Origin of the sequence: Pseudomonas sp. S30 (assembly GCF_016518545.1) — a bacterium.
GTDB lineage: Bacteria > Pseudomonadota > Gammaproteobacteria > Pseudomonadales > Pseudomonadaceae > Aquipseudomonas.
Map to the genome: position 1 here is coordinate 121,653 of NZ_JACVTO010000010.1, position 12,106 is coordinate 133,758.

Annotated in this window: 12 protein-coding genes; 4 read left to right on the forward strand and 8 right to left on the reverse strand. The window is 67.5% G+C overall.

The window, feature by feature from the left end; genetic code table 11:
* Window positions 1-34: 34 nt before the first annotated feature.
* Window positions 35-865, reverse strand: coding sequence for an AraC family transcriptional regulator (locus tag IAE34_RS13320; RefSeq protein WP_200139422.1), 831 nt, complete (start codon window positions 863-865; stop codon window positions 35-37).
* A 247-nt stretch (window positions 866-1,112) separates the two neighbouring features.
* Window positions 1,113-2,027: a LysR family transcriptional regulator gene (locus IAE34_RS13325; protein WP_200139423.1), complete on the reverse strand. Its 915-nt coding sequence runs from the start codon at window positions 2,025-2,027 to the stop codon at window positions 1,113-1,115.
* Between the two features lie 102 nt (window positions 2,028-2,129).
* Between IAE34_RS13325 and nfsB the strand changes: the two genes are divergently transcribed.
* Window positions 2,130-2,780 (forward strand): oxygen-insensitive NAD(P)H nitroreductase, encoded by a 651-nt coding sequence (nfsB, locus tag IAE34_RS13330; protein ID WP_200139424.1) that lies wholly within the window; start codon window positions 2,130-2,132, stop codon window positions 2,778-2,780.
* A gap of 66 nt (window positions 2,781-2,846) precedes the next feature.
* Here nfsB and IAE34_RS13335 read toward each other — a convergent pair whose 3' ends face one another.
* The 4 genes from IAE34_RS13335 to IAE34_RS13350 form a co-directional block, all read right to left on the reverse strand.
* Window positions 2,847-3,392: a cupin domain-containing protein gene (locus IAE34_RS13335; RefSeq protein WP_200139425.1), complete on the reverse strand. Its 546-nt coding sequence runs from the start codon at window positions 3,390-3,392 to the stop codon at window positions 2,847-2,849.
* An 88-nt stretch (window positions 3,393-3,480) separates the two neighbouring features.
* Window positions 3,481-4,785: an MFS transporter gene (locus IAE34_RS13340; protein WP_200139426.1), complete on the reverse strand. Its 1,305-nt coding sequence runs from the start codon at window positions 4,783-4,785 to the stop codon at window positions 3,481-3,483.
* A 73-nt stretch (window positions 4,786-4,858) separates the two neighbouring features.
* Window positions 4,859-5,392 (reverse strand): cytochrome b, encoded by a 534-nt coding sequence (locus tag IAE34_RS13345; RefSeq protein ID WP_200139427.1) that lies wholly within the window; start codon window positions 5,390-5,392, stop codon window positions 4,859-4,861.
* A complete protein-coding gene (locus IAE34_RS13350) occupies window positions 5,389-6,435 on the reverse strand; it encodes a catalase family peroxidase (RefSeq protein WP_200139428.1) in 1,047 nt (348 codons plus the stop codon). Before IAE34_RS13350 ends, IAE34_RS13345 begins: the two co-directional genes overlap by 4 nt.
* 125 nt (window positions 6,436-6,560) lie before the next feature.
* On the opposite strand from IAE34_RS13350, the gene IAE34_RS13355 reads away from it, so the two are divergent.
* The 3 genes from IAE34_RS13355 to IAE34_RS13365 are packed head-to-tail and all read left to right on the forward strand — an operon-like array spanning window position 6,561 to window position 8,283.
* Complete coding sequence (locus tag IAE34_RS13355; protein WP_200139429.1) at window positions 6,561-7,082, forward strand: sigma-70 family RNA polymerase sigma factor; 522 nt, start codon at window positions 6,561-6,563, stop codon at window positions 7,080-7,082.
* Window positions 7,079-7,831: an anti-sigma factor family protein gene (locus IAE34_RS13360; RefSeq protein ID WP_200139430.1), complete on the forward strand. Its 753-nt coding sequence runs from the start codon at window positions 7,079-7,081 to the stop codon at window positions 7,829-7,831. Before IAE34_RS13355 ends, IAE34_RS13360 begins: the two co-directional genes overlap by 4 nt.
* A 50-nt stretch (window positions 7,832-7,881) precedes the next feature.
* Entirely contained in the window at window positions 7,882-8,283 is a 402-nt protein-coding gene (locus IAE34_RS13365; RefSeq protein ID WP_200139431.1) for a hypothetical protein, read from the forward strand.
* A gap of 19 nt (window positions 8,284-8,302) precedes the next feature.
* On the opposite strand, the gene IAE34_RS13370 is transcribed toward IAE34_RS13365, so the two are convergent.
* Both IAE34_RS13370 and IAE34_RS13375 read right to left on the reverse strand, forming a co-directional pair.
* Window positions 8,303-9,571, reverse strand: coding sequence for a carbohydrate porin (locus IAE34_RS13370; RefSeq protein ID WP_200139432.1), 1,269 nt, complete (start codon window positions 9,569-9,571; stop codon window positions 8,303-8,305).
* Window positions 9,572-9,663: 92 nt separating this feature from the next.
* Window positions 9,664-12,081 carry a glucose/quinate/shikimate family membrane-bound PQQ-dependent dehydrogenase gene (locus IAE34_RS13375; RefSeq protein ID WP_200139433.1) on the reverse strand — a complete coding sequence of 806 codons (2,418 nt, stop codon included), beginning with the start codon at window positions 12,079-12,081 and terminating at the stop codon, window positions 9,664-9,666.
* Window positions 12,082-12,106: the final 25 nt, after the last annotated feature.

Sequence of the window (12,106 nt, forward strand, 5' to 3'; positions counted from 1 at the left end):
TTGACAGGCCCCATGCTGTGCTGCCCGGCCGACTTCAGTCTGGAAGGTTTGAGCAGCGTCGCCGGTAATCGGCGGGCGTCAGCCGATAGGCCCGACGGAACCAGCGACCCAGATGGCTCTGGTCGGCGAAACCCAGGGCCATGGCCACTTCGCTGGGCGTGCGGCCGCGAGCCAGCAGGTGCCGCGCGCGGGTCAGGCGCAACTGGATCAGGTAGGCATGGGGTGCCAGGCCGAAAGCGGCCTTGAAGGCGCGGGTCAGGCGGTAGCGATCGACGGCACACGCCTGGGCGAGGTCGCTCAGGCCGATGTCCTGGTCCAGGTGCGCGTGCAGGTAGTCCCGCGCCCGCTGGGCGGTGATCGGCAGCCGGGGGTCGGGGTTCAGCCTCCTGCGCCAGTGCAGGTGACCGGTGAGGCAAGCCAGCAGGTCGTCCATGGCCGTCTGCCGGACGATGCGCAGTTCGCCGCCATGCATGGCCTGGAATGCGTGGGCCGTGGCAGTGGCCAGTCGCGGGTCGCTGCACAGGGTGTCGGCGAAGGCTGGCAGGCAGCCGGACGGGGCGCGCTCGAACAGTGCGTGCAGCTGATTCTCCAGCCATTGGCTGTCCAGGTACAGGGTGCAGTAGGTGAATCCGTCCTGTGTCGGTGCGTGGCCGTCGTGCAGGTCGCCCGGTTCGAGCAGGAAGACCTGCCCAGGGGTGCTGCTATGGCGGACCCGTCTGCAGTTGAACTGTTGCACGCCTTGTTCGGTGACACCCACCAGGAAGCTGTCGTGCCAGTGCGGGTCGTAGGCGTGGCCGACGAAGTGGGCCCGGACCGATTCGATACCGGTATCGGCGTCCTGTCTGAGATCGATCCAGTTGCTCATGGGGCCGGCCTGGGAAAAAGAGCTCAAGCGTAGCGCAGTCGCACGGGGCGTGCTTAGAACGTCTGTGCACTCTTGTGGCCGATCGGACCGACGAAGGCGATCCAGGCAATTCGTGAAGGCGTTGTCGCCTGTCGAATACTTCAGTCTCCAGCCGGTGCGCCTGCACCTGAATTACCCTTGCCTCGGGTCTGGACCGAGGCGACCCGTCCGTCGCGCAAACGGCGTTCGATGTGGACGACGTGTGGGTCTATCCGCCCTTGCAGTGATCCGCCTCGCAGGGCCACTGCTCGGCGAAGCGGGCCTGCAACCACCGATGCAGTCGGGCCACCGCAGCCGACAGTTGCTTGCGGTGCGGACAGACCATCACCAGCGGCCGCACGTCGCCTGGGTAGTCCGGCATCAATACTTCCAGCTCCCCGGCCGCGACATTGGCGCTGACATCCAGCCAGGACTTGAAGGCTATGCCTTCGCCGGCCACGGCCCAACGCCGCACCACGTCGGCATCGTCGCAGAACAGCGGTCCCTTGACCTGCACCGTCTGCTCGCCCAGTTGCCAGCGATCGAACACGCGCGACTGTTGCAGGTACAACAGGCAGTCGTGCTGCTTGAGGTCCTCGGGGGTATGGGGGCGCCCGCGCCGTGCCAGATAGGCAGGCGCGGCCACCAGCACTCGGCGATTCCAGGGCACCAGGGGCAGGGCGATGTAATTGGCGTCCTCTTCGATGCCGTAGCGGATGCCGACGTCCACCGGGTCGCGGTTGAGGTCGGCCAGTGCGTCGGAAAGGAAAAAGCGCAGGGTGAGGTCCGGGTGTTCGCGACGGAAATCCCCCAGCCATGGCAGCAGCAGGTTGCGTCCGACGTCCGAGGGCGCAGAAACCTGGAGTACGCCGCGCAAGTCGTGGGAATCGCCATGCAGGCTTTCGCGGCCCTGGCGCAGGGTTTCCAGCACGCTGTGGGCCGTGGGCAGGTAGCGCTCGCCTTCGGCGGTGAGGCGCAGGCTGCGGGTGGTGCGAGCGAACAGGCGCACGTCCAGCTCACGCTCCAGGCGTTTGATCGCCGCGGCGACCTGGCCGGGCAGGACACCGGATTCCAGGGCGGCGGCCGTGAAGCTGCCCAGCGCACTGGAGCGGATGAACAGGTGAAGATCATCGAGGCGCAGCATTTTCACTCCAGTGAGCAAAGTGTTGCTGCATTCTGCCGGTTTTCCTATCTGTCAGAAAAGATAAGATAGCTGCCATCCCTTTCCCAGACTGGAGCAGTACCGATGGATACCGTCACCCTGGCCAAGCGCCGCTACACCACCAAGGCCTACGACGCCAGCCGCGTCATCCCCCAGGCCACGATCGATGCCTTGCTCGAGCAACTGCGCCACAGCCCGTCCTCGGTCAATTCCCAGCCCTGGCACTTCGTGGTCGCCGGCACTGCCGAGGGCAAGGCGCGCCTGGCCAAGGCGACCGAGGCCTTCAGCTACAACACCGGCAAGATCCTCAACGCGTCCCACGTGATCGTGTTCGCCACCCGTACCGAGATGACCGAAGCTCACCTGCATGCGGTGCTCGACCAGGAAGCGGCTGACGGGCGCTTCCGCGACGACCAGGCTCGTGTCGGCCAGGACCAGACCCGCCGTGGCTACGTGGACCTGCACCGTTACGATCTCAAGGATGTGCAGCACTGGATGGAGAAGCAGACCTACTTGGCCCTGGGCACCGCGCTGCTGGGTGCGGCCGCCCATGGCCTGGATGCCACGCCCATCGAAGGCTTCGACAGCAAGGCGCTGGACGCCGAACTGGGCCTGCGCGAACGAGGTTTCACCAGCGTGGTGCTGCTGGCCCTGGGTTATCGTAGTGAAGAGGACTTCAACGCAGGCCTGACCAAGTCGCGCTTGCCCGCCGAGACCGTCTTCACCCACCTGTGACCGTCGCCGCCGGGCCTTGTATCAAGGGTATCGAGGCCCGGCGAGCGTTGTTCGAACCGACGTCGGTCAGAAATTGGCCGGCGTGTTGGCGCTGATGATCTCGGCTTCGTCGGGGCCGACATTCTTGAAACTGTGGGGAAGGGTGGTGGGAATGTAGTAGCCGTCGCCGGCGCTGAGTACGCTGACCTGACCATCGACCCACAGCTCCACGGTGCCGCGTGTCACCAGCCCGCATTCCTCGCCTTCGGCGTGGACGATCGGCTCGCCCGAGTCTGCGCCTGGCGCGTACAGCTCACGCAACATGCGCATTTGCCGACCTTCGACGCTGGCGCCCACCAGTAGCATGCGCAGGCCGTTTCGACCCAGGTCCGGCTGCTCGCTGCCGCGGAACACGTAGCGCTCCTCGCGTGCCGGCTCATCGAAGCTGAAGAACTCCGCCAGGCTCATGGGGATGCCTTCGAGAAGCTTCTTCAAGGAACTGACCGAAGGACTGACGCGATTCTGCTCGATCTGCGAGATGGTCGAGTTGGTCAGGCCGCTGCGCCGGGCCAGCTCGCGCTGGGAGAGGTTGTTGCGTTCACGCACCAGTTTGAGTCGTGTCCCCGTGTCCATAGCCGCCTTGTGAAGTGAGTGATCGGAGGTGTCAGAAATAATGGGCAGCGCATTAGAACACACTCTGATCGGCAGCGCGCTGTGCTCGTCAGTCCGCTGTAGCCGGGGGCGCCGGCCACAGGCCGACCGCCAGCAGTAGCACCGCCACCGCCAGGAACGGCAGGCGTGGATCGACTGCATAGACCAGGGTGCCGGCCAGTGGCCCGACCACCGCGCCCATGCCCTGCGCTGCGCTGATCGAGCCGGCGGTGGCGCCCTGTTCGCTGGCCTGCATGGCGTTGGCGGCCAGTGCCGAGAAGGCGGGGAAGACCAAGCCCATGCCGGCGGCGGCAATGAAGAAACACAGCCATAGCACGGGAGCGGTAGTGGCCAGTGCTGCACAGGCGAAGCCCAGCGCGCTGAGGCTGGCACCCACGCGAATCATCCTCAGGGGTGGCCACTGCAAGCGGCGCAGTGCCAGTTGAGAGCCGATCAGTGCCACGCCCACGGCCGTCAGTGCGATGCCGGCGGCCTGGGCGGCATCGGTGCTGTTCAAGTTCAGGCGATCCAGGGCGAAGAACCCTACGGTTATCTGCGACACGGTTACGCTGAGCATGGCACTGAATGCCACCAGCAGCGGGCGACGCAGGCGCCGGTCGCCCAGGCGCACCGCGCTGGGGGCGTGATGCTGAGGCAGCGCTGCGGGCTTGAGCTTGAGCAGCAGCACCACGAAGGCACTGGCTGGCAGCACTGACAGCACGAAGAACGGCAGGCTGAGGCTGTGGCGCGCCAGCAGTGCTGCCAGCGCCGGCCCGAGCACCAGGCCCACCGCGTTGGCAGCCCCCAGCAAGGCCATGGATTGCGCACGCCGTTCGGGCGCGACATGGTCGGCGATCAGGGCATTGCCGGCCACCGGCAGCGCGGCATAGAAAGCGCCTATGAGGCCGCGCGCGAACATCAGGCCGACGAACGCCAGGGTGGCGCTGGGCAGCAGGCGCAGCGCGCCCTCGACGAACAGGCACAGTACCCAGTACGCGACGGTGAAGCCTGCGCTGCCCAGCAGCAGCACTCGCCGCCGACCCAGCCGGTCGGCGGCCCCCCCCCCCGGGCCGGGGCCCCCCCCCCCCCGGCCGCCCCCGGCCCCCCCCCCCGCCCCCCCGCCGCCCGCGGGGCGGGCCCCGCCCGCCAACCCCCAGGGCCGGGCCAGCAGCACCCAGACCACCCCGGAGACGGTGACGGCAGCACCTGCCTGCCAGGTGGCCATGCCCAGCAGGCGTGCGATGGGGCCGATGAGGACGACGAAGGCCATCATCGCCATGGTGCAGCCCATGTTCGCCAGCAGCAGCGGGCGCAGGTCCAGTGTGGGGTGTGTGGGGTCTGGTGGTGTGGCGGCAGCGTCCGTGATGACGGTCATCCCGAGGATCCATGGGTGAAGAGGGGACGGCGATGTTAGTAATAATTACTAACATCTGTCGACCCTGGGGTCTTCACGGGTGACGTCGCAGGGGCCCTGGCCACATGCTGCGCATCACGCCGTCCCGTCTTACCAGTGTATGCATCAGCGCCGCACCGATGTGCACCAGGATCGTGGCGAACAGCAGGTAGCCGGCCCAGCCGTGGGCCTGACGCAGTACCGCGTACAGTTGCAGGTCGTGGGGTGCGATGGCCGGCAGTTGCAGCGGGCGCGGGTAGCCGCCGGCCGACAGCATGGCCCAGCCCAGCAATGGCATGGCCAGCATCAGGCCGTACAGCGCCAGGTGCGACGCTGCCGCCGCGAAGCGCTGCAAGGGCGGCAAGTCCCGCGGCAATGGCGGGTGCGGCAGGCTCAGGCGCAGGATGATGCGCAGCACCACCAGGACCAGCAGGGCCAGGCCCGTGGCCTTGTGCAGCTCGATCAACAGCGGGTGGCGGGGCGAGAGGTCGGTGACCATCGTTACGCCGATGAACAGCATGGCCAGGATCAGCAGGGCCATCAGCCAGTGCAGGGTGCGGGCCAGGGGGTGGAAGGCGCTGGGTTTCATGGTTGCGCTCCTGCGCCGAGGCTTTCCCGGCTGCGGCGGTTGAAGGATTCCGAATAAGCGGCCGAGCGCGCGGCCAGGATCGGATCGGCGGAGGCTTCGATGCCAGCAGGCAGGATCAGCGGGTCGAAGTTCAGATCGCGGCAGGCGCCCTGTTCAGGCGCTTCGACCCTGTCGATGACCAGAGTGCCGGCGTCCACGCTGCGACGTGTGTCTGGCCACTGGCTGGCGGGGTCGTCCACGGCATCGCCGGCTTCGGCCAGGGTCAGGCGCAGCGTCCAGCGCAGCGGTCCCTGGCTCAGGCGGCGTTGCAGGTCGTGTTGCAGGTAGAGGTTGTCCTCGACCTGGGCGGGCAGGGCGGCGAAGGGCGTCTGCGCGACCATCCGCCAGCGCACCGGCTGGCGCTTGCCTTGGCTGTCCACCAGATAGAAGGCGTTGATGCTGTTGTAGTCGGTGTTGGCGAAGCTGTCGCTGGGCTTGGCGCTGGCCGACCACTGGCGGAAGGCGGCGCTCTCGGGGTGGGCGGCGAAGAAGGCCTGAAGCCTGGCGGGGTCGGGTTTGCCGGTGCCCGGCACCGGCGTGCTGGCCACCACCATGTCGTAGAAACCCTGCGGATCGCTCACTGCCAGTACTGGAGGGTTGTTCATGCCGGTACGCCACAGTTGACCATCGTCGGTCGCCAATTGCACCGCGAGGCTGCGGGTGGGCACGCCGGCGTCGGGGCTGTGGGGGTTGGCGCCACCGATGGCGAAGCGGCCGATCACCGGCACGCGAGCCTGGCTGAATGCACGCGCGGTGGACAGCGCTTGCGCCTGACCACTGCTTTCGAACCAGCCGCTCACGCACAGGCCCTTGGCGTGGTTCTTGCGGTAGCCCGGATGATGGCCCGCCTGGGCTTCGAAGGTGTCGATGATGCGCTGCGGCGTCAGGCCAGGACGGCCGATCCAGCCGGCGGCGTAGGCAAAACCTGCGCCCAGCGCGACCACCGCCACACCGATGGCGGCCAGACGCATGGCCTTGGCCGGGCCTTGCAGGGGAGTGTTCATGGTGACGTTCCGGGTCGTTGAATGAGCCGGTATGACGTAGCGGGCGTATTTTTATTCCCGCACCGGGAATAGATCGCTGCATGGGCCGTCTGATGAGTACACATGGCCCCTGCGGCGGACCCGACATGCACGACCTGGATGAACGACAATGGCGCGAGCTGCTGCAACGGCTGCGCCGCTTCGCCTTGTCGCTGACCCGCGACAGCGCGGCTGCCGACGACCTGGTCCAGGCCACCGCCGAGCGTGCCTTGGCCCGCGGCGGCCAGCGGCGCGAAAGTGAGGATCGACGGGCCTGGCTGTTCACCATCCTGTATCGGCTGTTCCTCGACGGCAAGCGCCGCGAGCGCCTGCACGCGCGTTGGCTCGGCTGGTTCGGTCGCAGTGGCGAAGCGGAAGAACCGCTGGGCTGCGACACCGCGCACATCGTGATGGCCCAGGCCGACCTGCAGGCCTTCGCCCGGTTGCCGAGCGAGCAGCGTGCGCTGCTGTTGCTGGTCAGCGTGGAGGGCCTGAGCTACAAGGACGTCGCCCAGACGCTGAACATTCCCATCGGCACGGTGATGTCGCGCTTGTCGCGCGCGCGCACCGCCTTGCGCGAACTGACCGAGGGCAAGCCCGCTGCCCCAACCTTGCGGAGACTCAAATGACGCGCCTGATTCCGACCGAGCATGAGCTGCACGCCTACGTCGACGAGCGCCTGCCGGCGCAGCGGCGGACCGAGGTGCAGGCCTGGCTGGCGGCCAATCCAGAACAGGCCATGCGGCTCGAAGCCTGGCGCCTGGACGCTCGACGGTTGCGCGCGGCGCTGGCGGGGCTAGGGGAGCGGCCCCATGACCCGCAGCTGGACCTGCTACCGCTGCGCCGTCGCCTCGCTCAGCGGCGCCGGCGCCGACTCGCCTCGGCTGCGGTGCTCCTGCTTGCCCTGGGCATGGGCGGGGTGGGCGGCTGGCAGGCGCGCGAGTCGACGCTGTACGCCGGGACGCTGCCGATGGCCGATGCCGTGCAGGCGCACAAGCTGTTCGCCGAGGCCAACGGCCTGGATATCCAGGCCAGTGATGCCACGCAACTGCAGCGCTGGCTGGGCAGCCACTTCGCGCGCGTGGGCCAACTACCGGACCTGAGCCGCTACGGCTTCGAACCGGTGGGCGCGCGCCTACTGGCCAACGAGGACGGTCCGGCGGCGCTGCTGGTGTTCCAGGATGAGCGGGGTGAGCGCATCAGCCTATTCATGCGCTCGCCGGGGGCTCACTACCGTACGATGCCCAGCGGTCAGCGGGTAGACGGTGCACTCGAGGCGCGCTATTGGTCCCGGGGGGCGTACAACTTCGCGCTGGTCAGCGATGCCGACGACACACGCGGCGAGGGTGTGCGCCAGGCATTGGGCGTCAGCCTCTGAACGGACCGGCAGGGGATGACGCTGGCGCTGGACGCGCTATGCTTGTGGCCATGTCCAGCCTCCCACCCTTGCGTCAACCCTGTCCGCCCGGCGCCTGCGATTGCGGGCGCGAGCACTTGCACGCGCATCCACCTCAGGCCCAGCGCATTTTGCTGCTGACTCGGCATGAGGAGAAGCGTCTGATCGAGCGCTTGGAGAATCTGGAAAGCCTGGAGGACCTGCAGCGCCTGCAAGCGCGGCTGTACGATCAGTTGGGCATCCGCGTGAGTGTGGCGCCAGGCGCCAACGAGGTGCGCACCATGCGCGGCTTCGTCATCGAGCTGGAGGTTCAGCCGGGCCTTTGCCGCAGGACCCGGCAGGCGATTCCGGCCGCCATTCGCCGAGGTCTGGAGCGCAACCCGCAGGTCGCGTTCCGCCTGCTCGACGCCCACGACCTGCTCGGTGACGGCTGACCGCGACCTGGGTGAGGCCTCAGAAGCTGGCCCTGACCTGCAGACCGACGATCAGCGCATCGTCGATCGCCTTGCCGGAAAATGCGCCGGGCTCGACGATGTACTGCACATCCGGGCGCAAGCTCAGCCAGGGCGTGGCCTGGTAGCCATAGCTCAGCTCGATCAACTGCTCGGCGCTGTCCAGGTCGGGGAAGTCGGCGCCCGCCTCGAGGGCCGAGGCTTGCAGCACGTCGCGGCTGCGCGGGTTGGGCACGGCGCGGCCGTAGCCCAGCGCCAGGGTGTCTCGCGGGCGGCCTTCGAACGGCTTGTACAGCACCACCCCGGCACCGTACCAGCGGGTGAACGGCGAGGCGGCCTTGCTCGAGGCCGAGTACTGGCCGAAGGCGTGCAGGCTGCGCCCCGCCGAGCTGGGATCGTTCCACAGGGCCTGGTCGATCAACAGGTAGTGGCCGCCGCGTCCGGCCACTTCACGGTCGCTGCCGATGCGCTTGACGTTGGAGCTGTCGTAGTAATAGCCCACCTTGTATTCACCCGGCAGCTCGGCATGCAGCCTGTACACCAGCTCGACCGGCAGCACCGTACCGGTGGTGTGCTTGGGGCCCAGGTGCCAGGCGCGACTGGGGTTGCCGTTGCTCTGCGGATCGACGTTGAACGCCGCCACGCGCAGTTGCCAGGCCGGCGAGAAGTCGTACTTGATCCGCGCGCCCAGGTGCGCGTTCGGGTAGTTGGTCCAGCCGCTGCCGCCTGACATGTTCAGCGGGTGACCGCAGAAGCCGGCGTTCATGAAATTGCACAGGATGCCGCTGTCCAGCCCGCCCAGGTCGTTGCCCATGGCCATGTAGCCGAGCTTCAGGTTCAGGGCCGGTGTGAACAGGCTGCGCTCGTAGCTCAGTTCGGTCAGGCGAGTGTACAGGCCGCCGTAGTTTTCCTGGATCGGCAGGCGGTTGCCCACCAGGTCCGCCGAGGCGCTGTTGCCGCGCCGGTCGTTGATGGTCAGCTGAACCTTGCCGCCGTTGTCCAGGCCGTAGAGCCTGGACAGGTCGAACTGCGCGCCGAACTTGAGGTTCTGCGAATAGCGTGCCGAGCGATGCAGGCCGCCATGGGCGTTGTAGGCGGTCTCGCCGCTGTAGTCGCCGGTGAAGCGGATGCCCTGGGCTTCGAGCTGGCTGCGCAGGCCACCCCAGTCGCCAGTGAGGGTGGGGCGGGTGAGCAGGTCGTCGGCAGCCAGCGCCGAGGTGCTGGCCAGGGCCAGCAGCAGGCTGGGGGTGAGGCGAAGTGCGGGTTGCATTGCGGTTTCTCGGGTAGTCTGGAGGGGCCTTTGGCGGAGGCATCGCAGCAACGGTTCGGGGCTGCGATGCCTCCGCCAAGGGGCGACGCGACCTACGGCAACGCGTAGGAGATGACGTAGTCACCACGGTCAGTGGATTGGCGAGCGCCGCCGGCGGTGATCACCACGTACTGTTTGCCGGTCTTGGGCGACACGTAGGTCATTGGCCCACCCTGGCTACCCACCGGCAGCCGTGCTTTCCAGATTTCGTTGCCATTGCTGCTGTCGTAGGCGCGCAGGTAGAAATCCTGCGTACCTGCGATGAACACCAGCCCGCCCTGGGTCGACAGCGTGCCGCCGAGGGTCGGCAGACCGATCTTGATCGGCAGGTGCATGCGGATGCCCAGAGGGCCAGTGTCTTCCACCGTGCCGACCGGCACCTGCCAGGCGATCTGGCGAGTTTTCATGTCGATGGCGGTCAGCGTGCCATAGGGCGGGGCCTGGCACGGAATGCCGGCCACCGACAGGAAGCGGTTCTTGTTCACGGCATAGGGTGTGCCCTTGAGCGGTACCGCGCCCATGCCAGTGTTCAGCGATTCACCGCCGGAGGCCGCCTGGCCTTTGTTCTGCGAGGGAATCATCTGGATCCACAGGCCCAGTCGCATGTCGTTGACGAAGATGAAGCCATGCACCGGATCGGTGGACAGGCTGCCCCAGTTCATGCCGCCCAGCGAGCCGGGGAAGCTCAGCGACAGGTCGGTGCCCGGCGCCGTGTAGAGGCCGTCGTAGCGCATCTTCTTGAAGTCGATGCGGCACAGCAGCTGGTCATAGGGGGTGGCGCCCCACATGTCCGCTTCGGTCAAGGTCTGGGCGCCGATCTGCGGCATGCCGACCGACCTGGGCTGGGTCGGGGAGTAAGGCTCGTTGGGGATGTTGCTCGGCTTGACCGGGACGTCGTCGACCTGGGTCAGCGGCTTGCCGGTGGCGCGGTCCAGCACGTAGATCTGCCCGGCCTTGGTGCCGATCACCACGGCGGGCACGGTGCTGCCGTCGTCCTTGGTGAAGTCGATCAGGCTTGGCTGCATGGGCAGATCGAAGTCCCAGAGGTCGTTGTGCACGGTCTGGTAGACCCATTTCTGGTTGCCGGTGGTGGCGTCCAGGGCCAGCACCGAGGCGCCGTAGGTGTGGTCGAGCTTGCTGCGCTCCACGCCGTAGATGTCGGTGGAGGACGAGCCCATGGGCAGGAACACCGTGTTCATCGCCGGATCGTAGGACATCGGCGCCCAGCTGTTCGGGGTGCTGCGCACGTAGGTGCTGCCGTCTGCCGGGGCCACGCGGTCCTGTGGATTGCCGGGGTCGAACGCCCAGCGCATCTGGCCGGTGATCACGTCGAAGCCGCGCAGTACGCCGCCGGGCATGTCGGTCTGGACGTTGTCGGCCACGCGACCACCCACCACCACGGTGGTGCCGGCCATCAACGGGGCCGAGGACAGTTGGTAGTAGGAGTCCGGCACATCGCCCAGGCCGGCCTTGAGGTCGACCTGGCCGTGATCGCCGAAGCCCTCGCAGAACGCACCGGTGTCGGCGTCCACCGCGATCAGGCGGGCGTCGATGGTGTTGGTCAGCAGGCGACGCTGGCAGTTGGCGCCGGCCGGCACGCTGGCGACGGTGACCGGCGTGCTGTCAGGCTGGGTCGGCTGAGCGACCGGTGCGCTGGCATCGAAGTAAGCCATACCGCGGCAACGCTGCCAGACCTTGGACTGGGCGTTGATCTCGTTCTTCCACAGCTGCTTGCCGGTGTCGGCATCCAGTGCGATCAGGTTGTTGTGCGGGGTGCAGATGAACACCTTGTCGCCGACCTGCAGGGGGGTGAGCTGGTCTTCGGCGCCGTTACCGTCGCTGTAGGCCACGTCACCAGTGTGGTAGGTCCAGGCCACCTTGAGCTGGTCGACGTTGTTGCGGTTGATCTGATCGAGGGCTGCGAAACGGCTGCCGCCTTCGGTGTTGCCGTAGTGGGCCCAGTCCTTCTGCTCGGTGCCCGGCTTGACCGCCGTGAGTCCCGGTCCCGTGCCGGTCGGGGCGACGCTGGGGTGGGCGACGAACATGTTGCCCGCGGCGATCACCACCGCCACGCCCAGCACGGCCGCCACGCCGAAGGCTCCGCGCCCTGGGCGAGCGCCGCTGGCGCTGACCAGCCAGGGGTAGATGAGCGCCACCACCAGACCGATCACCGCGAACATGAACAGCCGCGAGAACAGTGGCCAGAACACCAGGCCGACGTCGGCCAGTGCCCAGACGGCGGTGCCGATCAGGAACGCGGCGTACAGCCAGGCGCCACTGGGTTTGCGCCGCGCGATCAGCAGGCCGGCGAGTGCCATGAGGGCACCACCGACCAGGAAGTACCAGGAACCGCCCAGACCGACCAGCTTGATGCCGCCGGCGGCCAGGAGCAGGCCGAGCAGGGCGATGACCACGCCCAGTCCGATCACGATGAAGGTTGAGGCGCCACGGGCGCGGGGTGTGTCAGTCATGCCAGGGATCTCGCAGAGGGAATAG